Below are 22,067 nucleotides of genomic sequence, written 5' to 3'. Positions count from 1 at the left end.
AGGGCAGGCCGTAAGCTTTCAACTGGGCTCCATCTCGTATTCAGGCCGCGAATGCCTATTTTTCCCGCATGCGTTCATTTGAGTTTTGCCTGCCGAGCAAGGGCATTGCAGTCCCGGACGGCCCCGATTGGCTGCATGAAGTAAAGTATGATGGTTACCGCCTCCGCTTGGAGCGCGATGGCGACCGCGTGCGCCTGATCACGCGTGGCGGCTACAATTGGGCCAGTCGTTATCCATGGATCGTCGAGGCCGCGCGCAAGGTCCGCCCGGGAGAAGCACTTCGTGCTGGATGGTGAAGCCGTCGTGCTGGGCGTCGACGGCATCTCAGATTTCAACGCGCTTCACTCCCGCAAACACGATCGCGAAGTGCAGTTCTGCGCCTTCGATATTCTCGCCGAAGGCGGCGACGACCTCCGCATGCTTCCCCTGTCAATGCGAAAGACGAACTTGGCGCGCCTGCTCGCGCGGCGCCCTGAAGGTGTCTTCATCAATCCCTTCGAACGGGGAGAGCTTGGGCCTGATCTGTTTCGCGCTGCTTGTCGCATGGGTCTGGAGGGACTGGTGTCAAAGCGGCGCGACCGGCCGTATCAGGGCGGCAGGACCAAGCATTGGATCAAGGTGAAGAACCGCAAACACCCGGCGATGGAGCGGGAGCTGTGAGCAGAGCAACAGGTCCGATCTGCAACTAACAGCGGACCTCAACGGCCCATTGGACCACTTCGCCTTGGGGCCAATTCCGGACTCGTGCAACGCAGCAGAGGCGTCTCTATTCGATCACCTCGTCGGCGCGGGCGAGCAGCATCGGCGGGACCGTGATGCCCAGCGCCTTCGCGGCCTTGAGATTGATGACCAACTCGAATTTGGTCGGCTGCATAACCGGCAAGTCGGCGGCCTTAGCGCCCTGAAGAATTCTGCCGGTATAAAGTCCAACCTGCCGGTACGCGTCGGCCAGGCTGATCCCGTAGCTCATCAGGCCGCCGGCCACGGCAAACTCTCGGAACTCGTAGATTGCGGGAATGGCGTAGCGCGCTGCCAGTGTGACAATCCGCTGGCGGTGAGCGTTGAAGAACGGATCGGCCGCGACAAGGAGAGCGTCGGCATCGAGCTCGGCCAAGATCGCGAAGGCCCTGTCAATCTCCGGCTCGTTGTGTGCCCTTAGAACGTGAATTTTCCGCGTGAGGCTTTGCGCGGCCGTCTTCGCTTCCGTCAACTGGCTGTCGGCGCCGGGGGTGCCCGGATTGACCAGCATGGCGATGGTTGCGGCGTTTGGCACCAATTCGTGCAGCAGGTCCAGCCGCTTGGCTTCCAAAGAGTTGGTCATCACATGAACGCCGGTGGCGTTTCCGCCGGGTCGGTTCAGGCTGACAACGAGGCCCAGCTCGACAGGATCAGTGGCTGAGGAAAACACAATCGGAATTGTGGTGGTCGCACCCTTTGCGGCTAGCGCCGAGGCGCCACCGCCGGTCGCAACAATCACCGCAACCTGACGCCGGGCCAGATCGGCAGCTAGCGCCGGCAAGCGATCATTGTGATTCTCGGCCCAGCGATATTCGATAACTAGGTTGTGGCTTTCGATAAACCCGGCTTCCTTCAGGCCGTCGCGGAACGCGGCTACGGGGCGGGCGATCGCACCGGGCGACAAGTTGTTGAGAAATCCAATGACCGGTGTGGCCGGCTGCTGCGCGCGTATCGAGAGCGGCGCGACGACGATGGCCGCTCCTATCAAACCTATAAAACACCGGCACCCAATCATGATCGCTCCGATCATGTCATTTCCGATTTCGGCAGCGCGCGACTTGCCACCGGAGCCGCTGGAATGATGGTGGTGAAAGGTTGGTGATGTCCGGTCCGTTCAAAAGCATTGATCAAGCAGGTGAGCAATTTCCGGTCCACGTTCAGGAGCTGACTATCTCGCCGCTAACGTGCTGTTCGGCTGGGCCATGAACGGAAGCTCGGCCTGATGCTCGGGGCCGAGGCTCCTTGCTCAATAGAGCACCGAGGGCAGATAAAAGCCCTTAGGCTCGTTGTAGAGGCCGGTCGTCATTAGGGTCATCTGGTGCACGAGTCGGAGGCCATTTTGCAGACACCAGCGGAATAATTCGCTATTTCGGGTCGGCACCAAAAAGCCGCCGCCGGGAAAGCTTGGAGCAGATCCGATCAGGGCCTTCAGACCTTCGTTGCTCTCGGCGACGGCATGAGCGAAGAACCCGACATCCGTCGCGTAGGCGGTGATCTGGCCGAGATGCACGACGACCCGCGCCGTTCCCGCATTAATCGCGTCATGGAGTTCGCCGCCACGATCATGACCGTGAACCCGGTGGCATAACGCGTTGCAGGCGACGAGATCGGTAGCGCTGGCCGGACGCACGTCGTACCCCGGCAAGCTGACGCCCAGCGGGGCCCCGTTCATTTTCGAGATCGTCTCGCGGGTGTCAAAGCCGAGCTTGGCGTACAAACACAGAGAACGATTGTGAAATGTGGATTGCAGCAGCCTCACCCCGGCCGCACGCCGATCGCTCGCGCGGTCGAGCGCAGCCTGCATCAAGCGCCGCCCAATCGTCGCGTTCTGTGAGGTCGGATCAACTGTGATGGGCCCGAGCCCGGCAATCGGTCCGCGTTCATCGAGAAAGTTGCTGCCGACAACCTTTCCGTCCTTCTCGGCGACAAGCGAGTAGAATCCCGAGTTGGACAGCAGCATCGTCAGGACCTGCGTGGCCACCTCCACCGACGGAAAATCCCACGGGAAGTTGTGCTCATCGTCAATTGTCCTGAACGCCTCGAAGCAGATTTTTCCGCAAACGGTGGAATCCGACGGCGCGCCGGGTCGCAGCACGATGCTCATTCGTCCCTCCCCTGCGAATTGCTCTGACGCCTTATTCGAGCCAACAGTTCCGGGGATTTCAAGCTGCAGCTTACTGCTCTCAGCGTAAATAATCCAGAGCTTCGCTGCTATGCGTCTCGGTCTTTTCCAGAGTACTCGAGAAAGAGTTCCTCCGAATTGTGGTCTACTCGCCGATGTCCGGATCGGGTCTTGGTTGTGTGCAAACAGATGGTCGGCACGCGGCCGTGGTCGCCAATCACCGCAGGCGGCTGATGTTCTCGCGTCAGATCGCCCAATGACGGCCAAAGTGGGTATCGGGACGCGGTATTGCGCTGTTGGACGTACTTTCCGGCCTTCAGACGGCGCGGATGGCTGCAATCAGGCGCGGTTTGCCGACGATGTTCATCACCCGCGTGAGGTTATAAGCGAGAAAATGCAGCGCCATCTCAGCGGCAACATTCCGTAGGCGCTTCATCAGGAAATGGGTCGCACCCATACGGGCTTTGATCGTGCCGAAGGGATGCTCGACCGTCTCGCGCCGCGTCCGCATGGCGTCGGGATTGGAATCGAGCCGTCTCTGGACCTCCTCGACCACATGCTCATGCTCCCAACGGGTGATGCGGCGCTCCTTGGACGGCGTACATTGGCTCTTGATTGCGCAGCCTTGGCACGCTGCTGTCGACCAGTAACGGCGCAGCGTCATTCCATGCTCGATGTTGGTATAGCGATAGGGCAGCAGCTGGCCGGACGGGCAGCGGTAGACGTCCTCATCAGGCAGGTAGGCGAAGTCCTGTTTGCCGAACCGACCCTCCGCCTTGGCGTTCGACGTCATCGGCTTGGGCAGCGTGACTGCAACGCCAGCCTCTTCGCAGGCCAATATCTCCTCTCCGTCGAAGTAGCCACGGTCGGCGACCGCCTCGAGTTTGTCCACTTCGAGCACTTCTTTGGCCTGCTTCGACATCCGAGCAAGCTGCCCACGGTCGTTGCCGACGTTTATGACCTCATGCGTAACAATCAGATGGTGTTCGGTGTCCACCGCGACCTGGACATTGTAGCCGACGACACCCGATCCGCGTCCGCTGGTGGCCATCGAACGAGCATCCGGATCGGTGAGCGATATCTGTTGATCCGGCGTGTTGCGCATCTGCGCATCAAGCACTTCCAGGCGGCTCATCTCCTGCTTCAGCCGAGCAATCTTTTCCTTGATCCTCGTCGTCTTGATGCTGATCGCTTCCGATGGTTCCTGCCGATCGGCGCTATCCAGTTGACGCAGATATCGACCGACGCTTTCCTCGATCTGCGCCATCCGCCTCGCCATCTTGGCATGCGTGAAGTTACGATCGCGATTGTTCACTGCCTTGAACTTGCTGCCGTCGATTGCGACGCTTGGGGTCTGCAACAGGCCCATTTGCCGGCATAGCGCAACGAACTTCGCACAAACCCTCCGAAGCGCCGCACCATTGTCCCTCCGGAAATCGGCGATCGTCTTATGATCGGGAGCCAGGCGGCCGATCAGCCACATCACCTCGATATTGCGGCACGCCTCACGTTCCAGGCGGCGACTGGATTGCACCCGATTGAGATAACCGTAGATGTAAAGCTTCAGAAGGACTGCTGGATGATAGGAAGGCCGGCCCGTCTCCTTGGCGATCACACCCTCAAATCCCATTCCATGCAGGTCGAGCGCCTCGACAAACACATCGATCACATGGACCGGGTTGTCGTCGTCTACCCAATCCTCCAGACATTCCGGCAAGAGCGTCAGCTGGGATCTGTCCGCGCCTTCAACGAAGCGTCCCATCCGTATCCCCCCATTAGGAAACGGAGGAATCGTAACCGACTCGCGGCTTTTCACACAGCCAGGGTCAAAGGCGGCGGTCCGCGCCGGAGGCGATGACTTCCGCTATGCCCCCGATTACAGACCTACCGCTGCACTGCGCCAACGGATGCGATGGGCCAGAATCGGACATGCCGTCGCCCGAGCCGCTGATGACTCTTGCTATCAATCGGCCGCGCACAATAGCGTCCCTGGCGGCGGTAGTGCTAGGCTACATCAAAGGGGGTCGTCATGTACTCTCTCTCCTTCGTCGCTGCGCTCTTCACGCTGACGGCCGCTCCCAGCGTGGCGCTCGCGCAGGTGCCGCCGGACATTGCCGAAGGCATCCGGAAGATCAGCCCCGTTGTCGACGGGCCCGGCACACGGCTCTATGCGCCGCTGTTCGCCAGCCAGAAGGAGCCTTACCCTGATGTGACAGTCGTCCGCGATATCGCTTACGGCGCGGATCCGCTTCAAAAGCTCGACCTCTTTACGGCCACGCCGCCGCCGGGTGCGGCCAAGCCAGTCGTCGTGTACCTCCACAGCGGCGGATTTGAACGCGGGGACAAACACGCGGCGGGTTCACCGTTCTATGACAACATTATGCTGTGGCTCACTCGGCGCGATATGATCGGCGTCAACGTCAACTATCGCCTGGCTCCTAAGCATGTGTGGCCGGCTGCGCACGAAGACTTGGCGGCGGTGGTGCGCTGGATACAGGCGAACATCGCGCAGTACGGCGGCGATCCCGATCACCTCGTGCTCTGGGGCCATTCCGCAGGCGCAGATCTGATTGCCGGCTATGTCGGGCATTCGCAATTCCATGGACCCAAGGGCCACGGCGTCAAAGCGGCGATTATGCTCTCGGGCTATTATGAGAAGGGCATGCCGGCCTATTTCGGGACCGACCCCGCCGAGCGCGAGAGACGCCTCTCAACCGAGGGACTGAAGAAGGCCACCATTCCATTGTTCGTCGCCCGCACCGAATTCGACACGCCGACTGCGGTCGAGCAAGGCGATGCCCTGAAGAAGGGACTCTGCGATGCCGGTCGCTGCCCCACCTACGTGGTCTTCAAGGAACACAGCCACCTCTCGCAAGCGTTTTCGGTTGGGACGACCGACACGTCCGTCAGCGGTCCGATCCTCGAGTTCCTGCGGAAGGTGGAGTGAATCGGCGTTCTTGCTAATGCGCACCGTGGAAAAGTCCGCTGCGGGTCTTGGCTGTGTGAAAACGCCAACGTGCGCAATCGTGATAGAAGAAGTTATTCGTCCAAGGCCGCTTTAGTCTTAAACTTAGGGGTGGGACTGGAAAATACCATTCTTCGCGGCGTTTCGATTTTTTAGTTTTCACACAGCCAGGGTCACAAGCAGCGGTAGAGGAGAGCAAGGACAGGCGGCCGGTCTGGCTTCTCTCAGCCGACAGGACAAAGGCTAGGCGGTGTTCGGCTTAGGGCCAAGCTCGGAAGTCGCTAGACCATTCGATTGCCTCACGACGCCAAGTCGTCGAGCAACGCCTTGGCCTCTTTCAAATCAAGCGTGTCGAACCCTTCAGTGAACCAGCCGTAAACCGGAGCCAGCAGATCACGTGCCGCCGTGCGTTTGCCCTGGTCGCACCAGAAGCGGGCAAGGCTCGTCGCTGCCCGGAGCTCAAGTGATTTCGCCCGTTGTTGCCGAGCGGTCTGTAGGGACTTCAGCAGCCATGCGTTGCTCCCTCCAAGGCCGCGAGGTAATGGCACCAACCCTCGCAGTCGAGAGATTTCCGCATCCCACCAGTGCTCGCCGCTTTGTTCCGCAATGGCAGCAGCATCCGTCAGGGCTTCGGCTCCGGCGGGGTGGTTTCCCGTGCGACAAAGCACCTCGCAAAAGAGCGCAAAGCTATAGGGAGCGTACTGAATCGTGCCTTGCTTCGCCGGATCAGCAAGCACGGCGCGGTAGGAGGCAATCGCCGCCTCAATCCTATCCGGTGCCAACAACGCCCAGCCGCGGAGGACTCGTGGATCGAGCGGCAAGGCAATGCGCTTCTCAGCCGCTAGGGTCTCTGCGCTCTCAATGCACTGCAGTACCGAAGCTGAGTCACGTCGGAACTGGTGCAATATCGACGCATGCAGACGCGCCATAGCAAGACTGAAGGGATGTTTCACCCGTTCCGCAAGCGCCAACGCGTCATTCACGCGAGCGAGCGCCGTGTCAGGGTAGCCGAGCAGCCAGGCGCTCCAGGCACCTAGCGTTCCTGCACAGACTCCCGGGTCGTGGCCGTAGATGTGTGCGTGCGTCCGGTGCTTCTCGAACTCATAAAGGGTTCGGCCCTTCTCGCAATGCTCCTGCGCCGGAGCGAGTTCGCCGCAGAAGAAATGTGTTGTCCAACCCGTATGATGAGCTTCGAGCCGAAGACCGACATTATTACTCTTTTCGACCAGGCTCAGGAGCCTGTCTGAAAGCTGGCGCGCCGCATTCCAATCCGACGTGCGTCGGAAAGTCCACAACCCCCATATCGCGGTGAACTGAGAATCGATGTCTCCTATCTTCTCGGAAAGCTCGTGCGCACGAGCGTGCGCTTTTGCTGCTTCGGCCGAGGAGAAGCCTCTGGCGTTACTGAGAGACACGCCTTTAGCGAGTTGCAGCTTGATCTCTTGCCGATCGCGCTGCTCATCCAACAGAGATGGCAGCAGGGACAAACCACGATCGAAATGACTGACCGCCTCGGCATACGCGGAGCGGGAAGCCGCAAACTGGCCGGCTTTTAGCCATTGATCAGAGGCCCGTTCCGCCTGTCCGGCACCTGTCAGATGATGGGCCAGCATCTCAGGCTGCCGATCCATCACATCTGCGAAATGCTGCTCCAAGGTGGCGGCAACTCGTGCATGCAACTCTTGCCGTCTTCGGCGCAGCAGCGTGCCATAGGCAGCGTCCTGCACCAGCGCGTGCTTGAACAGATAGCTGGAATACGGAGGCACACCTTGCCGGAACAACAAGCCAGCGGAGATCAGACGGTCTAAGGCGGATGCCAACTCTGGCTCCGGCTTGCTCGCAACGGAAAAAAGCAAAGTGTGAGAGAACTCTCGCCCGATCGCGGAACCGATCTGGGCCACCTCCTTGGCGGGCCCGAGCTGGTCGAGCCTCGCCATAAGCGAGGCGTGCAGGCTTGCGGGGACCGCCGCCGCAGGTGACGGAATATTGCCTGTAGTTCGCCGAGCTTCGCCCTCACTCTTGGTCTCCAGGACCGCCTTCGTCATCTCCTCCACGAAAAGGGGAATCCCGTCCGTGCGCTCAATGATGTCCTGCCGCACGCTCGCCGAGATAAGCTGGTTGCCCACGATGTGATCAATCACCGTCTCGATTTCGCGCTGCGCCAGCCGATTGAGGGTGAGAACAGTGACGTAGGGCCGCCCGATCCAGTGCGGTTCGAACCCTGGACGAAACGTCACAATCAACAGCACACGGTAGGTCCGAAGCCGGTCAACGACCCCGCTGAAAGCTTCCTGACTCGTTGGATCGATCCAATGTGCATCCTCGACGATCATCAGCACAGGTTTGGAGCGCGACAATGCCTCCACCTGTGACCCGAGCGCTTTAAATGTCCGCTGGCGGTGTTGCTCGGAGGGTATGTCGAGCGCCGCGTAGCGCCCCTCTTTTGGCAGCGACAGCATGTCGGCGAATAGCGCCGTATCCTCCAAAGTGGTTGAAGTCCGCGCCAATACAGTATCGAGCTTGTCCAGCTTCGTTTCCAGCGCGTCGTCATGCGCAAATCGTGCGGCCCGTTCCATCTGGCCGATTATCGGATAAAAAGCGCTGTCGGTATGCTGCGGCGAGCAGAAATAGCGCAATCGGGTATGCGGCTCGTTAGCGATGCTTTCCAGCAGCGCCGCCGTAAGCCGCGATTTGCCAATACCAGCCTCGCCGGAGAGCAGCACTACTTGGCCTTCACCAATCTTCGCCTTGGACCAGCGTCGCAAGAGCAGTTCGAGTTCTTCGTCCCGCCCAACAAGCTCGGTCAATCCGTTCGCGTGCAGGGCCTCGAAGCGGCTTTCGACTGAAGCCGGCCGCAACGCAGCCCATGCCCCTACGGCGCCTGAGATACCTTTGAGTTCTAGCGGCCCAAATTCTTCAAGCTCGAACAGATTGCCCAACAGCTTCCGAGTACTCTCCGCAATGACGACGCCGTTCGGCTCAGCAACGCCCTGCAAACGCGCCGCAAGGTTTGGCGTTTCACCGACTATGGCGTGCTCCTGAGAAGCGCCGGACCCGATGAGGTCGCCGACAACCACCAGTCCCGTTGCGATGCCGACACGCGTCTGCAGGGGCTCACGGAACTTCAGAGCACCTAGACCAGCTACCAACTCCAGCCCCGCCCGGACGGCCCGTTCCGCATCGTCTTCGTGCGCCTGCGGATAACCGAAGTATACCAGTACCCCATCGCCCATATACTTCGCAACGAAGCCGCCGAACCGCTGCACGATGTCGGCGACGCACTTCTGATACGCGGAAATGATCTCGCGTAGGTCTTCTGGGTCCATGCGTGCGGAAAGTGCTGTTGAACCCACAAGGTCCGAGAACATCACGGTGACTTGGCGACGTTCGGCGGCATCTTGGGGCTTCAACTCGGCCGTAACGCGTTGAGCTACGGCAGGGCTCCCAAGCTCCTGGATAGCCGCAAGCATTATGCGCCGATGCCCGAGCAGCACGCCGATGTCCTTAAGGTCCTGATCAGTCAGATGGCGAAGTGCTGCGAAACCAATCCCGTTTTCAGCAAAGCGCTGCGCGTACCCGGACATTCCGAGCCTTTCGAGCCAGTCGGCAGTTTGCTGCATCGCGGCCCCTCCGGATTTTGTGCAATCCACTCTGGACCGATAGGACCGAAAGTCTACCACGCGCGCCGACTTATTCCAGCGCCCACCGCGAGGTTGCATGTCCGGTCAGGGTCTTGGCTGTGTGAAAACGCCAACATGCGCAATCGTGATAGAAGAAGTTATTCGTTCAAGACCGCTTTAATCGCTCAACGCGCAAGCGGATTAAACTTAGAGGTGGGACTGGAAAATACCATTCTTCGCCGCGTTGCGATTTTTGAGTTTTCACACAGCCAGGGTCAAAATGCGAAGAACTCAGGTTGAGCAAATCTGGTCCGCTCTGGCGCGATAAGCCGACCTCCATCAAACACGGCATAACTTCGCAGATGTGCCAGAGCTGTCATAGGCGAGCAGGCTCTGTTAAGCTGCGTTTAGTCATTGGAGAGCAGCCTTGGCACAATCCAACCTTGAAGTCTTCCGCTCCATAATTGACCGCGGTTTTTCGCGCGGGGATTTGTCAGTCGCAGACGAGGTTTGCGCGGAGCGACTGCTGGAGCACCAGTATTTGACGAATAGCAACCTGCCCGGTCCCGGCATTCTAAAATCTCAAATCGAAAGTGCCAGGAGAAGCATCCAGGACCTAAAGCTTACGCTAGAGGCCTCGGTTGAAACGGAAGATACGGTTTGGGCGCGTTGTAGGGCGACGGGCACCGATCCGGCTTCGGGTAAACCCGTGGCCATCGACGTGCTCGATGTTTGCCGTTTCGACAACGGGAAACTTGTAGAACATTGGGGCGTACCGGATCGCTTCGCGTTGCTGCACCAGATTGGTGCCCTTCCACCACCGCCGAAGTGAGCTGAAACGCTTCATTTACTTCCGCTCACTCTCTTCAGGGACTTGGATGACCAGTCCGGTCGCAATGTTAGCGGATTGGGTTGCGGGTCTCCGATCACCGGCGTGTCAAGGAACAGTTCGGCTCCCTTAGGGACCGCCCGATAATTGGCTGCAGTTTTCAGCACGATCGTTCCCTGGAGCAAAAACCCGGAGTCGTCGCGGACCTGGATAGACACGCAGCCTTGTCTGCCGGCGAGCGCCATGTCGCGCCCCGCGTCGGCCAGCGCAACCAACGCAGCCTTTTCGGCCGCTTCGAGGCTCGACAATTCCTCGCCGGAATCATCCGTCCACAGGCCGATGTCGTCGCGATAGTCAAAATAATAGCGCGGCATGGTTGTGAATCCGGAGGCGCCGCCAACGTTCCTACAGATAGCGAGTCTCTTGATACAGGTTAAACTGAGTTCCGCCGTTCCACTCCTCTGAGGAATGCGACGGGGCGCCTTTCGACTGAGCCTGCTTAAGGGGCGGCTGATCCTGCATCGCGTTGAAGCGAGGGGCATGTGGAGTATATGCGCTGTTGCTCCAAGGCAGCGCGAGTATGAAAGAGAATCTCTTGGTCGCCAGTTCTTTTGATCTCCTCGATCGCCCAGATCAAAAGCTGGATGGCGGCGTCGGCGCTGCGTGCCTCGGGGAGGCGAGCCGAGAGGGACATGCCCGAATTTGGACGTCCGTCGGTCCGTCAACCACGAGCCGGCCAGTTAGTGCAAGGTGGCCGACGGCCGCTCCGTCATCGCCTCGACGAATTGCCGCAAGCGATCGATAGCTTTGCGCCGCCAAGCCTCCAGCTCGCCGGCGTATTTCGCCAGGTCCGCACGAAACTGTTCGCCGTGAATGTCGGCACCTTGAGCGAGCAGACGGTGCGCATAGGCCGTGAGCGCAAGATCGCGATGGCGGCACAACTCAGCGTTTGCTTCATCTAAAGTCATTTTGCTCCCCGCTTCACGGCCAATCGCCAAAAATTTCCGCCTTCACCTGGCCGAATGCCGGTGCTTTCCGCCTCGGCATGCCAAACTGAACCGGAAAACGTGACGAAGCCGCTGTTGTGCGCGATGACGATGACCGCGTTTTCCGCGAAGGCGGTGATGGCCGCGTCGTCGAACCTGTGGCCGGCGACCATCTCGTCGGTGATGCCCGTGAGTGCCGTCACCTCCGCGGAAATCGGCACACTAGGCTCGTTGAAGGCGGAGAAGGTATCGCGGACACCGACGATCCTCCCGTCCGCCGCGTAGTCGAATTTGACCATCCCGAGCTCGATGACCTCGTCCTTGGCGTGATCGAGACCGGTGGTCTCGGTGTCGAGCAGAATGCCGCTCCTGACCTCCTGCCCTGCCGTCGGGACGTAGCTCGGTCGGGCGACGAGGCGTCGCAGCACCCGGTAGTCGGCCGACCGGCTCAATGCCTCGGCCATGGCAACCAGATCAGTCGTGTCCTGTAACATCGCTGCTCGGAAAGGCTGCCAGAACCGGTCGGCTGGCTCACCGCAGAATATCCACAGCGCCTGCAAGGAGGTACCTGAAAAACAAGCGATTCACGGGCTTTTCGGCCGTTGTGAATTCGATGGCGGGCATCCGGTCTGCATTCGTCGTTGCAGCGGCGGCTGATCGTCAGCGCGGGCGGCGATTGGAACATGCATGGCCGCGCATCCGGTCCTGCCGCCAATAGCCGACATTGCGAATGCCCCAGCTTGCTCGGCCAAGGGCCACGTTCAGAGTGTTCGTTGAAAACACCGTGCTTTGTTCTGCGAGGAACCCCTGCGCAACAACATCGTTGTGCTGATCTTCCGGACAGCAAAGGATACGATCATGGACCGCGAACATGTGAAGGGCGCCGCCGACAAGGCAAAAGGCGCCATCAAAGAAGGTGCCGGCAAGCTCACTGGCGACAAGGGCATGGAAGCCGAAGGCAAGATCGACAAGGCCAAGGGATCCGCCCACAACGCTGCGGGGGACGTGAAGGATGCGGCGCGGGACGCCGCTGACGCCCTCAAGAAGTAAGCAGAAGAAGCGAAGATCAAAAACTGGCCGCCTCCGGGCGGCCTTTTTCGCGCCATTTGAGATGGCGCGGGCTTTCAGCCGCAGATCAGAGGAACGAAGCGGACCTCCTCTATCCTTTCCTCGACGAACCTACCGTCCGGCTCGCGTGTCAGCTTCGTCAGCCACTGCACACCGTCAGGACCGCCGAGCGGGATGAGCAGTCGTCCCGACGGAGCTAGTTGAGCCTTCAGGACCGCGGGCGTCTGCGCGCCGGCGGCCGACACCAGGATCACGTCGAACTCGCCGCCTTCCGGCCATCCTGCGGTCCCGTCGCCATGACGCACATCTACGTTGCGGCAGCCGAGATGCCGAAGGCGCGACCGGGCGCGCTGCACCAATGCCTCATGGCGCTCGAGCGCGCAAACCTCCCGCCCGAGCTTGGCGGCGAGCGCCGCCAGGTAACCCGAACCCGCGCCGATCTCCAAAACCCGGTCCGATTTGGCGATCGCGGCAGCCTCGAGCATCTTGGCGACGATGTAGGGCTGAGAGATGGTCTGCCCTTTCGGAATCGGTACGGGAATGTCTTCGTACGCGGCTTCCCGCGAACCGCCGATCAAGGAAAATTTCGCGGGGGACCTGCCGCATCGCAAACAGGACCCGCCTGCTGCGAATGCCGCGGCTGGCAATCTGCACGTCGACCATCGCGTCGCGGAGGAAGCGGGACCTCTTGGACCGTTTGCTCTCCCTGACCGCGCGCATGACCTCTCCAGGCATGGACGATTTCGCTCCAACAGATGGAAAACTCGGAAGCCCGCGACTTGCTCCTCGACGAGACGGCTGAGTCGCTCTCGCCGACGAGACCGAGTTCGCTGCCGATGAGTGAATCGCGGAGCTGCCGTCAGGAACGTGCCCGCAACGGGAACGACCGCCTCCGGATCGAATTGATTTCGCGGAAACCGAGCCCGGAGAACGCTCATGAAATGGATCTTCAAGGCGGCATGCGTGGCCGCAATGGCGCTGGCATCGGCCTCCGGCGCGGACGCCAAGGGCTGCATCAAGGGCGCCATCGTCGGCGGCGTCGCCGGCCACATGGCCGGTCATGGCAAGCTCGGCGCGGCGGCCGGCTGCGCGATCGGCCATCATGAGGCTAACAAGCAGAACCCGAACAATTCGAATGCCCAGGCGCCGTCGGGCCAGAAGTGATTTCCGGATCGGGCCTCCATAGTGTTGGAGAGACGCGATGAAATCGACGGTGTCGGCGCTCGTTCTTGGACTTGCCGTCACGACCTCCATGGTCTCGGCTCAACCGGCGAGATGGACCACCTACTCCATCCCGCAGACAGGTACCTCGGTCGATTTTCCGGCCTCGATCTTTACCGAAGAGGCGGGCCGGCCGGACGGCTACGGACAGCGATTTCGGACTGCTGACGGCCGAGCCGACCTTACGATACAGGCCACGCCCAACGTCTCGAACGATTCACCAGCTGCATTTCTCGCAAAGAAGCATCCGCCCGCGCGCATTCAGTACAAGCGAACGACGCCTCGGTTTTTCGCGGTGTCCAGTTATAAGGGCGACAAGGTCTGGTACGACCGGTGCAACTTCTCAAGGGGATTGATTCACTGCGTCCTGATCAACTACCCGGCGAACGAAGAGCGCGACTGGGACGACATCGTAACGCGGATCAGCCTCTCGCTGAGGGGCAGATAAGGAGGGTGCGGGTGGACCTCGCGCGGGCTGCGCGGTGCCTATGCCCGTGGCTTCGAGAACACGGAAGTCCGAGAGGCCGCCGCCTTTGGCTATCCTCGCGAGCGCTAGTTCTGAATAGCGGGTCGTGAGACCTTTGGCTATCCGCGACAGGCGCCGTAGTTCAACGGCGGGCGACGGTCCCTGCAGTTCAATAGGGCGGCAAGGCTATCGTTCCTCCGATCTGCCCGCGGCTCGCCGATCTGTGGTTCACGCGGTAGCCGCCGCCCGTCCGGCGTCGGTGATGCGATACTCGATATCTCCGGATGGAAGCGGTTCGGTTTCCACGAGACCCAGCTCCACGAGCCGCGCCACGATTTCATGGTCGAACGTCGGCGGGCTGACCTAGGATTCGCCGAGGAGCTTCCTCAGAAAATCCCGCTCCAGATCGGTCAGCTCCATGCTCTAACTCCGCTCGCCGACTTCGTCCGGCACATTGCGGCGCGTCATCCGATCCGGCCGCTTCAATCCTGGGAAATGAACATTCCGCCGCGGATTGTGCCAGGAACAGAGGCATCGTGGCCCCGTTGATTGCCGAAGACAACACCCAGGAGGTCAACATGACCATGGAAGATCGCGAGACGTTCAGCCTGATCGGCAGCGACAAGGTCGAGGGCACGAACGCGTACGACGCGAAGGGCGAAAAGGTCGGCTACATCGAGCGCGTCATGATCGACAAGATCAGCGGCAAGGTGTCGTACGCGGTGCTCAGCTTCGGCGGCCTGCTCGGCATCGGCGACGATCACTATCCGCTGCCATGGCAGACGCTGAAATACGACACCAACCTCGGCGGCTATGTAGTCACCGGCATTTCCCAGGACCAGCTCCGCGGCGCCCCCAAATACGCCGACGAGAGCAGTTGGAATTGGAGCGACCCGGCGACGACGCGCTCGGTGAACGCCTATTACGGTGTGCCGGTGGCTTGACACGGCTCATCACGTTGCCTGGCTGGCTGACGGCGGAGGTCGCTCTTCCGCCGGACTGCGGACCAGCGCACTGCCGCACGCGAGACGACCCGGGTCGGTCGCCGAGGAGATTTGAAAGTGAGTGATGCCGTTCGTGTTCTGGTCGTGGAGGATGAAGCGCTCATCGCAAGCTTCGTCGAGGACGCCTTGTCCGACGGCGGTTTCGAGGCCTGCTCGGTCCATTCGGGGGAGGAGGCCATGTGCACCTTTTGCGATGGCCGCGAGGGATGTCGGGTCCTGCTGACGGACATCAACCTAGGTGACGGCATCAGCGGCTGGGAGCTGGCGCGGCAGATCAGGGAAATCACGCCTGGCTTTCCTGTGGTCTATATGACGAGCGCCAGCGCGCCTGACTGGCAATCGCAGGGCGTCGACGGCAGCGTCCTGATCCAGAAGCCCTTTGCGCCGGCGCAATTGGCTGCCGCCGTCTCGCAGCTACTCGAGAGCGGGGCCTCACCGGCTTGAACCGGGATCGTCGTGAGTTTCCGATCCTTCGATCGCGGGCGGCCGATCGTCGCTTGCCGGCGCTCTCCTCTAGCGCGCGTTGCGGCGGCGGCGCGAGCCGGCGGCGGCGGGCATCCAGTCCCGCAGCAGGCCTCCGTCCTCTCTCGAAAAGGACGCTCCCCGCTTGAGATCCTCCAGCGTCTCGGCGGGATGGCATCGCTCGAACTCTTCGCGGATCAGCTACTCAAGGTAGGTCCGATCCCACGCGCCGGCTGAATCGAGGGGCTGGTGCGAGTCGGTCTTCATGGTTGTCGTTTCGGTGCACGCAGTCGAGGCGGTCCGGATCCCGCACAACGGCAAGAGCGATGTTGGTGCACGAATGGATCTGTCCGTCGAGGCGCTTTCACCGGCAGGTTCTCGAGGGAGAAGGCGCCGAGGCGGGAACCTGTGCAAATCCAGGCCGTTCGCAACCATGGGGCTCGCTTTGAAGGAGCCGTCACGATGATCAAAACCGAGACCCTCTTGGAACAATGTCCCCGCTGCGGCGCTTGGCCCATGGCCGCGAACCTGCAGCGGACGTCATCCGCGCAGCCGATCCGGTTCAGGTGTCCAAGGTGCCATGGTGACGAGGCCGGCCGGCTGCGGCGACCGTCCGTGCAGCGCGACCCGCAGCGGACTCTGGATGCGGCCTGATGAAGATCCGGTCCCATTCCGAAAGTCACCTCGTCGAACTCGAAGACGGCTCGCAATGGCAGGTGTTCCCGGGCGATCTGGATATCACGCTCGCCTGGAAGCCCGAGACAGATCTGACGGTGGCCATGGCGGACGATGAGGTGGCCTCGCACACGCTGGTCGGCGGCGGCGTGAAGGTCCGCGTCATACCAGCTGGCGAAAGCTGGCCAGCGCGTGAGGTCAAGGACGCGCTGAAGCAAGGTTGATCGCGAGAACCCGGCTCCATGTCACTGCGATCTCGTACCTCACTCTTGAAGCCGTCCGTAGACTCCCGGAATCCACAATGCGTCCCCGACGGTCATCTATGCCGGAGCCCGGGACTGGCGTATTTCATCGCTGTTCATATTTTTTGCCGGTGGGCCGCAGGCTGTCAGTCTGCGGCCATTTTGCATCTTCGGCATTTGGAAGCCCTGGCGCGGGCGTTTCCGTGATCAGCGGCGCGTAGACCGGCCCGGATGGGAAGCACTGCCGATCGTGCTGCTTACTTTCCGATGAAACACCTCCGTACACCACGCTTGCTGATCTTCGGGCTTTACGCTCACAAAAGCGCACGTAAAGGGGCCGCCAATGACGCCGGCAAGTTTTCCAGTTGCCTCGCGGATTGTGTTCTCGCCCGTTGCTTTACCATCGGGCGTAACTGTGATGGTAAACGGCCCCTTTAGGTGGTCATCGCCGATGCCCCAAGTGATTTCGCCCTCACCCTTACCGGTCTCTTGTGTGAGACTGTAGGTGCCAGAAGCAGGTGCCTTGTGCAGAAGACCGGCGCCAGCATCATTGAAGGTGACCCCCCACAGGGTTCCGTAGGCAACTCCTTTGTCAACGCGTTCCTGGATCAGCTTCCACCCGCTGTGGATCTTGATCTTGCCAGCGTCTTCTGCCGATGCGGGGAGTACTAAACCGGCGACCAACATCGATGCAAAAACGGTTCTACGCATCTGAGATCTCCTCTTCGGTTTGTGTGTCGAGACAAGAAACAAGAGGATCGCAATTGCGCCGCATAATTGCAGTTCGGGATTGTCGGAGGAAGAACCAGAACGCCGCAGGTAAGCAAAGTTGCCCTGCTAGGCCGATCGCGCGCTCTTCACTCCGCGTTCAACGGCCGAATTCGTCGTTGCCGCTGCTCGGCCTGGAGGAAGTCTGGCGCTGCGCGGACGGCCCCCGTGTCCCGCCGCGTTAGCGAACGGCTTGGCGCTCGGCCGGGTCGCGGCCGACCTTGGACTGCAGCTCGACCAGATCGGTGAAGACGTCGGCCTGGCGGCGAAGTTCGTCGGCGATCATCGGCGGATTGGTGGCGATGGTGGAGACCACGGTGACGCGGACTCCGCGACGCTGCAAAGCCTGGACCAGCGAGCGAAAATTGCCGTCGCCCGAAAACAGCACCATCTCGTCGATCCGTCCGGCAAGCTGCATGGCATCGACCGCGAGTTCGATGTCCATCTTGCCCCTGAGCCTGCGACGGCCGGCCATGTCGATGAATTCGCGGGTCGCCTTGGTGACGACGGTGTAGCCGTTGTAGTCGAGCCAATCGACCAAGGGGCGGATCGAGGTGAACTCCTGGTCCTCGATGACGGCGGTGTAGTAGAAGGCGCGGACCACTGTGCCGCTTCCCTGAAACTCCTTTAGGAGGCGATTGTAGTCGACATCGAAGCCGAGCGTCTTGGCAGTGGCGTATAGATTGGCGCCGTCGATGAAGAGCGCGATTTTGCTGGGTGCGGACGGCATCCTGCTCCCCCGAATGCGGAAAGTGCGTTCCCGCACGCGCCCCATGGATCGGCTATCCGAGCCGACGGTCGGCGGCTTGACGCCGCTTCTCGGCGCATCTTTGCATCCGAATTGGATTGCGGGAGGCTATCTTGGATCATTTGCCGTTTCAAAGTTTTTTCGTGAACTCTTGAACCCCGAGGGCCGCGTCGAAGACGACGGAAATATATCGCCACAAGAAGCGCCATGCCGGACGACCTGCCCCTCTTCGAAATCATCTGAGGCCACGGCGCCGCACATGCAGGTGGTATCTCCGTGCGACCGACGGCCGACCGCTCATGCAAGGGGCGGAAGCGAGCAGAGCCGCTGCCAGGTACCAGGCAAATCGCGCGCTATTCCTGATGTTGCTGGCTTCGGCCTACGGCCGGACCGCGCCCTCCGAGCGCGCCGATAGTCTTCTTCGCCGCTCGGCGGCGAAATAGGCACGGCGCGGGCACGCGCCGCCAAGCGGGCGGGCTCCCGCCCGGATGCGACCCTCCGAAACATCGCCTCGGAATTCATCCGAAACCGGCGAGCGGCGACATCGTTGGTCGGCATGGACGATGACGACGAAAGGACACGTGTCGCTCGGTACCGGAAAAACCATACGCTTGCGCTGCCGGTTCGTATTGACCCAGCTCAACTTCGCGTCCCTTTTCCGTTCCGGGGAGTTCGTCCGTCAGACCTCAGGCGAGCCCGAGAAGAGCGCTGTCGGCGGCATTGCGCGCGGCGCCGACGCCCGGCCGGAGCTCGATCCGCTGCTCTTGAGGTCGTACCGCTTTGCCAGGTCGAGCAGCCGCCGCTTGGTGAACGGGTCCGCATGCTCCGCCAGATCGCGCGCCCGCTGCGCGAAGCCTCTGTAGAACTCTTCCACGACGCCACCCCCGCAACATCACTGAAAGCCAGATTTCAATGTGGGACGCTCTTCGCGTCAAGTGGTCTGACGCATCCAACGAGGGGGCAACATAGGCGGCGAAGCGTCCGCCGGCAAACATGCCCTTGCTTTCCGGTCGCTTGGCTCGGAGCGACCGGACTGACGACATTCCGAATTCGTAGGAACAAACCGCCCGTCTGGGAGTCGTTCGGGTGTGCTGAACATCGCGCGTTGTGCACCGCCATGCGTTATGTGGCCTATGCAGTCGATCTATGCGGCGTCGTCCATGCGGTCTATGAGCTGGAGTGCGGCGCCGATGACGACGCAAGGTGCCGAGCCGCGAAACTCCTTGGGGCACATCCGGTCATAGAGGTCTGGAGCGGCGCTCGGTGCGTCGGGCGATTGACCGCCGATGCGCCCGGGGAAGAGGATCATGCGTCCGCGCCCGATCAACGGCATAGCGCCTGACAAGACCGAGGACGACATTGCGCGCGAGCAGCTCGGTCCGCGCGGCGTTCCTGGCGCTCCCGATCCTGCCCGCATGGTGCCGCAAGCCGAGAAGAACACGCCCAGGCACATCGACGCCGGTCATACTGCCTGATGCGGCCGGGGCCGCGTCCGGCGATAACTGCGGCCATCGTCGAACGCGTTGGTTCGCGCGCTTGGCGAATTGTCTTGAGCGAGCGCTCCGTCCGGAACTAAGCTGGGGGCGGCGGGGGAAATCGGATGTCGGTATCGCACCAGGTGCGGAAGTTGTGCCCGGCCTGCGGGAGGGCGATGAAGCTCGTCCCGGAGCGGACGGGGCGCGGCCGCGACCGATACGTCTGTCCCGTCTGCGACGATGATCCGCTGCACGATCCAGCCGCCCGGAGATGGGTGGACAGTCCGTTGCGCCCGCCGGCGAAGTAGCGCCCGAACGAGCGCCAGTCTCCCCTCGAACGTCCAGGCCTGAGGCGCGTACAAGGAGCGGTGGGCCAGCCGCTGCCGCGACAGAGCAGCCGCGACACTGCGATCGACGCCAGCACCACCTCTCTGGAGGTGGTGCTGGCAGCGTGGGGAGGTGCGGTGTCGACCCTCGGGAAGTTGTTGGCGCGGAAGGAGTGGCTCCAGGCGCGCTCGAGAGCGATCCTGGGCCGGGTCGTGCCTCGGTTGGAAATTGTCGGACCAAGGAACTTAACTTGTGTTAAACCTTCCGGCTTGGGCCGGAGGCGACCACCATGGCGACTGCGGACTTGGAATGGCTTGCCGAGCAAATCCAACTGAAATTTCAACGGATGCACGCCAAGGCCGAGCGCGACAGGGAATTGGTTCGGCGGTCTTTCGAGGCGATAGCCAAAGCCAAGCAGTTGCTTAGTGAACCCGCTCCAAAGGTTTGGTCGGGAAGACGAAAGCAAGACCGCCTCAGTTGACCCCTTCAATCGCAGCCCGCTGCTTATAGGGACCTTGCCCCTGGGCCGAACGAGCGCGAGGCGCCGGCCCGAGCGACGAGTCATCGGTCACAGCGTGCCGAGGTCGTCCGGCACCTCGCCGAACTTGCGGATCAACTTGGCGTCACTGAAGTCGCCTGACGAGGGGTCGCCGGTCCGGCTGAACGCGATCGCGCCCGCGTGACCGGGTTTTCGGGACAGCGCCTCGGCCCGCATGACCGCGGCGTTGGCGCTGAGGCACTCCGTTGCCTCGCCGGCGGCTAGGCCGTCGTCGGAGAAAACGAACGGTAGAGCGACGTAGTAGGTCACATTGTGCATCGGCGTACCATTTGACCCCTTCCAACATTGACCCCATCCATGGCGTTTGAAGCTCTTGCTGCTGCAAAGAAAATCGGCCTCGGCCTGGGGTCATCGTTGGGCGCCGATAGGGGTCAAAGTTCGGAGCCGCTACACAACCGAGTGGGATCGCAAGCGTCCTACCGACAATCTGAGACCTGATGTCGCGTGGAATGCGCTGCACGAATAGTCGATTGCGAGACCCGTCGCGGCGCATTGGCCGAACAACCCTATACAGCAATGTTACGCCCCATTGTTACACAGTCGGGGCCGGCGCAACACTCTGATGGGCTTTAACTATCTGGAACGGCTTGCTGTCCAGAAAAGTTTGGTGCCCAGGAAAGGATTGGGGCTCAATCCGTCAAACCTTAGCAAAAACAGCCACTTACCTCGCGCCAAGTCCGACGCTTGTACCGCTGGACTGTGCTCGTGTCGACCCTGCCCTGATCTCCAAACCACACGCACTGCCGGGGCAGCGAGACTGCGCCAGGAAGAGCGGTTTGGCACAGTTTGGCATGACGACGCCTCGCGTTGCACGCAACGGAGCACCCCCGATGGAAAAACTTGCGGCTTCACCAGCCCAGAGCACAATGTCGTCTCGCGGCACTTTTGAGGGACCGCGTTTCCGTTGCAGGGGTTCGCCGCCCGCGCCTTCGCGCAACTGGTCTGGCAGCAACGGAGGAGAATTTGCATGGCATCATTCGTCCTTGTCCCCGGGGCAGGCGGTATGGCCTGGTATTGGCACCGGGTGGTGCCGCCCATTCACGCGGCCGGGCATGCAGCCATCGCCGTCGATCTACCTGGGGACGACAGGCATGCCGGTCTCGCTGCGTATGCGGAGATCGTCGCCCGCGCGATCGCGGAACGACGCGACGTTGTTCTTGTCGCTCAATCGCTCGCGGGCTTCACGGCGCCGCTTGTTTGCCTGCATGCGCCGTGCGGATGCTCGTGTTCGTCAATGCGATGATTCCAAAGCCCGGCGAAATGGCTGGCGCGTGGTGGGACGCCACAGGAGCTGCCGAAGCGCGGAAAAAAGCCGCGGGGCGCCGAGGCTAGGCGACGGAGTTTGATCTCGCGACCTACTTCCTGCACGACGTACCGGAAGATGTGCTGCGCGCCGGTCCGCCGCAACCGCGCGAGGAAGCCGAGATTTTTTTCGGCGAATTCTGCCGTTTCGAGCGCTGGCCCGACATTCCCATTCATGTTCTGGCGGGAAGAGACGACCGCTTTTTCCCGATCGAATTTCAACGGCGTGTTGCACGTGAAAGGCTCGGCAAGGCGGTGGAGGAAATTCCCGGCGGCCATCTGCTGGCGCTGTCAAATCCGGAAGTGCTTACTGAGCGCCTTCTCGCCTATGGGAGCGGCCTGACGAGCTACTAGTCCTCAGGTAGTTATCGAGTACCAGACTGAATTCGGTCTGTTGGCAACCGGGGAGCTGCATCGTTATTGCCATGACCCGGCGGCCGATCGGCAAGGCCAGGGCGCAGGTCAGCTTGTAATCAGCCCGATCCGATTG

24 protein-coding genes and 2 pseudogenes are annotated in these 22,067 nt (G+C 61.3%); 14 read left to right on the top strand and 12 right to left on the bottom strand.

The annotated features are described in order from the left end of the window. The first annotated feature begins 68 nt into the window (after positions 1 to 68). Positions 69 to 660, top strand: a pseudogene (locus XI05_RS39645) (ATP-dependent DNA ligase). Positions 661 to 766: 106 nt separating this feature from the next. Here XI05_RS39645 and XI05_RS07190 read toward each other — a convergent pair. The 3 genes from XI05_RS07190 to XI05_RS07180 form a co-directional block, all read right to left on the bottom strand. Beyond that, positions 767 to 1,768 (bottom strand): ABC transporter substrate-binding protein, encoded by a 1,002-nt coding sequence (locus XI05_RS07190; RefSeq protein WP_271499968.1) that lies wholly within the window; start codon positions 1,766 to 1,768, stop codon positions 767 to 769. Between the two features lie 216 nt (positions 1,769 to 1,984). Next, positions 1,985 to 2,842: a GNAT family N-acetyltransferase gene (locus tag XI05_RS07185; protein WP_271499967.1), complete on the bottom strand. Its 858-nt coding sequence runs from the start codon at positions 2,840 to 2,842 to the stop codon at positions 1,985 to 1,987. A gap of 334 nt (positions 2,843 to 3,176) precedes the next feature. Further along, a complete protein-coding gene (locus tag XI05_RS07180) occupies positions 3,177 to 4,622 on the bottom strand; it encodes an IS1182 family transposase (protein ID WP_271499966.1) in 1,446 nt (481 codons plus the stop codon). Between the two features lie 267 nt (positions 4,623 to 4,889). Here XI05_RS07180 and XI05_RS07175 point away from each other — a divergent pair, with 267 nt between their 5' ends. Beyond that, positions 4,890 to 5,807, top strand: coding sequence for an alpha/beta hydrolase (locus XI05_RS07175; protein ID WP_271499965.1), 918 nt, complete (start codon positions 4,890 to 4,892; stop codon positions 5,805 to 5,807). Positions 5,808 to 6,124: 317 nt separating this feature from the next. Here XI05_RS07175 and XI05_RS07170 read toward each other — a convergent pair whose 3' ends face one another. Then, entirely contained in the window at positions 6,125 to 9,445 is a 3,321-nt protein-coding gene (locus XI05_RS07170) for an adenylate/guanylate cyclase domain-containing protein (RefSeq protein WP_271499964.1), read from the bottom strand. Between the two features lie 427 nt (positions 9,446 to 9,872). On the opposite strand from XI05_RS07170, the gene XI05_RS07165 reads away from it, so the two are divergent. After that, positions 9,873 to 10,277, top strand: coding sequence for an ester cyclase (locus XI05_RS07165; protein ID WP_271499963.1), 405 nt, complete (start codon positions 9,873 to 9,875; stop codon positions 10,275 to 10,277). Between the two features lie 11 nt (positions 10,278 to 10,288). Here the strand turns inward: XI05_RS07165 and XI05_RS07160 are convergent, their stop codons facing one another. Beyond that, positions 10,289 to 10,648, bottom strand: a complete 360-nt coding sequence (locus tag XI05_RS07160) for a DUF6894 family protein (protein WP_271499962.1) — start codon at positions 10,646 to 10,648, stop codon at positions 10,289 to 10,291. 237 nt (positions 10,649 to 10,885) lie between these two features. Between XI05_RS07160 and XI05_RS07155 the strand changes: the two genes are divergently transcribed. Then, entirely contained in the window at positions 10,886 to 11,236 is a 351-nt protein-coding gene (locus tag XI05_RS07155; protein WP_271499961.1) for a hypothetical protein, read from the top strand. A gap of 2 nt (positions 11,237 to 11,238) precedes the next feature. Here XI05_RS07155 and XI05_RS07150 read toward each other — a convergent pair whose 3' ends face one another. After that, positions 11,239 to 11,820 carry an exonuclease domain-containing protein gene (locus XI05_RS07150; protein ID WP_333939822.1) on the bottom strand — a complete coding sequence of 194 codons (582 nt, stop codon included), beginning with the start codon at positions 11,818 to 11,820 and terminating at the stop codon, positions 11,239 to 11,241. A 298-nt stretch (positions 11,821 to 12,118) separates the two neighbouring features. On the opposite strand from XI05_RS07150, the gene XI05_RS07145 reads away from it, so the two are divergent. Continuing rightward, on the top strand, positions 12,119 to 12,310 hold the full coding sequence (locus XI05_RS07145; RefSeq protein WP_028153403.1) for a CsbD family protein: 192 nt from the start codon (positions 12,119 to 12,121) through the stop codon (positions 12,308 to 12,310). 74 nt (positions 12,311 to 12,384) lie between these two features. Here XI05_RS07145 and XI05_RS07140 read toward each other — a convergent pair whose 3' ends face one another. Beyond that, positions 12,385 to 12,906, bottom strand: coding sequence for a protein-L-isoaspartate(D-aspartate) O-methyltransferase (locus XI05_RS07140; protein ID WP_271499960.1), 522 nt, complete (start codon positions 12,904 to 12,906; stop codon positions 12,385 to 12,387). 358 nt (positions 12,907 to 13,264) lie between these two features. Here XI05_RS07140 and XI05_RS07135 point away from each other — a divergent pair, with 358 nt between their 5' ends. The 5 genes from XI05_RS07135 to XI05_RS07115 all read left to right on the top strand — a co-directional run bounded on the left by XI05_RS07135 (position 13,265) and on the right by XI05_RS07115 (position 16,380). Beyond that, complete coding sequence (locus tag XI05_RS07135) at positions 13,265 to 13,492, top strand: hypothetical protein (RefSeq protein WP_035681739.1); 228 nt, start codon at positions 13,265 to 13,267, stop codon at positions 13,490 to 13,492. Positions 13,493 to 13,529: 37 nt separating this feature from the next. Then, a complete protein-coding gene (locus XI05_RS07130; protein ID WP_035681743.1) occupies positions 13,530 to 13,997 on the top strand; it encodes a hypothetical protein in 468 nt (155 codons plus the stop codon). Positions 13,998 to 14,593: 596 nt separating this feature from the next. After that, entirely contained in the window at positions 14,594 to 14,959 is a 366-nt protein-coding gene (locus tag XI05_RS07125) for a PRC-barrel domain-containing protein (RefSeq protein ID WP_018643617.1), read from the top strand. Between the two features lie 117 nt (positions 14,960 to 15,076). Continuing rightward, entirely contained in the window at positions 15,077 to 15,463 is a 387-nt protein-coding gene (locus XI05_RS07120; protein ID WP_028181439.1) for a response regulator, read from the top strand. A 671-nt stretch (positions 15,464 to 16,134) separates the two neighbouring features. Continuing rightward, on the top strand, positions 16,135 to 16,380 hold the full coding sequence (locus XI05_RS07115; RefSeq protein ID WP_271499959.1) for a hypothetical protein: 246 nt from the start codon (positions 16,135 to 16,137) through the stop codon (positions 16,378 to 16,380). A 225-nt stretch (positions 16,381 to 16,605) separates the two neighbouring features. Here XI05_RS07115 and XI05_RS07110 read toward each other — a convergent pair whose 3' ends face one another. The 4 genes and pseudogenes from XI05_RS07110 to XI05_RS07095 all read right to left on the bottom strand — a co-directional run bounded on the left by XI05_RS07110 (position 16,606) and on the right by XI05_RS07095 (position 19,223). Beyond that, complete coding sequence (locus XI05_RS07110) at positions 16,606 to 17,109, bottom strand: hypothetical protein (protein ID WP_271499958.1); 504 nt, start codon at positions 17,107 to 17,109, stop codon at positions 16,606 to 16,608. Between the two features lie 241 nt (positions 17,110 to 17,350). Next, positions 17,351 to 17,896 (bottom strand): annotated as a pseudogene (locus XI05_RS07105) (LabA-like NYN domain-containing protein); the annotation flags it as partial. Between the two features lie 697 nt (positions 17,897 to 18,593). Continuing rightward, entirely contained in the window at positions 18,594 to 18,788 is a 195-nt protein-coding gene (locus XI05_RS07100; protein WP_035680856.1) for a hypothetical protein, read from the bottom strand. A 270-nt stretch (positions 18,789 to 19,058) separates the two neighbouring features. Continuing rightward, on the bottom strand, positions 19,059 to 19,223 hold the full coding sequence (locus XI05_RS07095; protein ID WP_271500659.1) for a hypothetical protein: 165 nt from the start codon (positions 19,221 to 19,223) through the stop codon (positions 19,059 to 19,061). Between XI05_RS07095 and XI05_RS07090 the strand changes: the two genes are divergently transcribed. Together XI05_RS07090 and XI05_RS07085 are read left to right on the top strand one after the other, a co-directional pair. Continuing rightward, a complete protein-coding gene (locus XI05_RS07090) occupies positions 19,222 to 19,389 on the top strand; it encodes a hypothetical protein (RefSeq protein WP_271500656.1) in 168 nt (55 codons plus the stop codon). The two genes, XI05_RS07095 and XI05_RS07090, sit on opposite strands and share 2 nt — an antisense overlap. Positions 19,390 to 20,005: 616 nt before the next feature. Then, positions 20,006 to 20,197 (top strand): hypothetical protein, encoded by a 192-nt coding sequence (locus XI05_RS07085; protein ID WP_271499957.1) that lies wholly within the window; start codon positions 20,006 to 20,008, stop codon positions 20,195 to 20,197. 87 nt (positions 20,198 to 20,284) lie between these two features. On the opposite strand, the gene XI05_RS07080 is transcribed toward XI05_RS07085, so the two are convergent. Continuing rightward, positions 20,285 to 20,533: a hypothetical protein gene (locus XI05_RS07080; protein WP_271499956.1), complete on the bottom strand. Its 249-nt coding sequence runs from the start codon at positions 20,531 to 20,533 to the stop codon at positions 20,285 to 20,287. 709 nt (positions 20,534 to 21,242) lie between these two features. Between XI05_RS07080 and XI05_RS07075 the strand changes: the two genes are divergently transcribed. Next, on the top strand, positions 21,243 to 21,518 hold the full coding sequence (locus tag XI05_RS07075; protein ID WP_271499955.1) for an alpha/beta fold hydrolase: 276 nt from the start codon (positions 21,243 to 21,245) through the stop codon (positions 21,516 to 21,518). Between the two features lie 140 nt (positions 21,519 to 21,658). Then, entirely contained in the window at positions 21,659 to 21,931 is a 273-nt protein-coding gene (locus XI05_RS07070) for an alpha/beta fold hydrolase (protein ID WP_271499954.1), read from the top strand. The last annotated feature ends 136 nt before the right edge of the window (positions 21,932 to 22,067 follow it).

The organism is Bradyrhizobium sp. CCBAU 11357 (assembly GCF_028128865.1).
In the GTDB taxonomy this organism is placed as follows: Bacteria; Pseudomonadota; Alphaproteobacteria; order Rhizobiales; family Xanthobacteraceae; genus Bradyrhizobium.
The sequence above is the reverse complement of the archived record's forward strand: the minus strand, read 5'-3'. Positions and strand labels throughout refer to the sequence as shown.

Coding starts and splice junctions, on each gene's coding strand:
- XI05_RS07190 (WP_271499968.1), bottom strand. CDS start 1,768: ATGATCGGAGCGATCATGATTGGGTGCCGGTGTTTTATAGGTTTGATA.
- XI05_RS07185 (WP_271499967.1), bottom strand. CDS start 2,842: ATGAGCATCGTGCTGCGACCCGGCGCGCCGTCGGATTCCACCGTTTGC.
- XI05_RS07180 (WP_271499966.1), bottom strand. CDS start 4,622: ATGGGACGCTTCGTTGAAGGCGCGGACAGATCCCAGCTGACGCTCTTG.
- XI05_RS07175 (WP_271499965.1), top strand. CDS start 4,890: ATGTACTCTCTCTCCTTCGTCGCTGCGCTCTTCACGCTGACGGCCGCT.
- XI05_RS07170 (WP_271499964.1), bottom strand. CDS start 9,445: ATGCAGCAAACTGCCGACTGGCTCGAAAGGCTCGGAATGTCCGGGTAC.
- XI05_RS07160 (WP_271499962.1), bottom strand. CDS start 10,648: ATGCCGCGCTATTATTTTGACTATCGCGACGACATCGGCCTGTGGACG.
- XI05_RS07145 (WP_028153403.1), top strand. CDS start 12,119: ATGGACCGCGAACATGTGAAGGGCGCCGCCGACAAGGCAAAAGGCGCC.
- XI05_RS07135 (WP_035681739.1), top strand. CDS start 13,265: ATGAAATGGATCTTCAAGGCGGCATGCGTGGCCGCAATGGCGCTGGCA.
- XI05_RS07130 (WP_035681743.1), top strand. CDS start 13,530: ATGAAATCGACGGTGTCGGCGCTCGTTCTTGGACTTGCCGTCACGACC.
- XI05_RS07125 (WP_018643617.1), top strand. CDS start 14,594: ATGACCATGGAAGATCGCGAGACGTTCAGCCTGATCGGCAGCGACAAG.
- XI05_RS07115 (WP_271499959.1), top strand. CDS start 16,135: ATGAAGATCCGGTCCCATTCCGAAAGTCACCTCGTCGAACTCGAAGAC.
- XI05_RS07110 (WP_271499958.1), bottom strand. CDS start 17,109: ATGCGTAGAACCGTTTTTGCATCGATGTTGGTCGCCGGTTTAGTACTC.
- XI05_RS07090 (WP_271500656.1), top strand. CDS start 19,222: ATGCGTCCGCGCCCGATCAACGGCATAGCGCCTGACAAGACCGAGGAC.
- XI05_RS07095 (WP_271500659.1), bottom strand. CDS start 19,223: ATGATCCTCTTCCCCGGGCGCATCGGCGGTCAATCGCCCGACGCACCG.
- XI05_RS07085 (WP_271499957.1), top strand. CDS start 20,006: ATGGCGACTGCGGACTTGGAATGGCTTGCCGAGCAAATCCAACTGAAA.
- XI05_RS07080 (WP_271499956.1), bottom strand. CDS start 20,533: ATGCACAATGTGACCTACTACGTCGCTCTACCGTTCGTTTTCTCCGAC.
- XI05_RS07075 (WP_271499955.1), top strand. CDS start 21,243: ATGGCATCATTCGTCCTTGTCCCCGGGGCAGGCGGTATGGCCTGGTAT.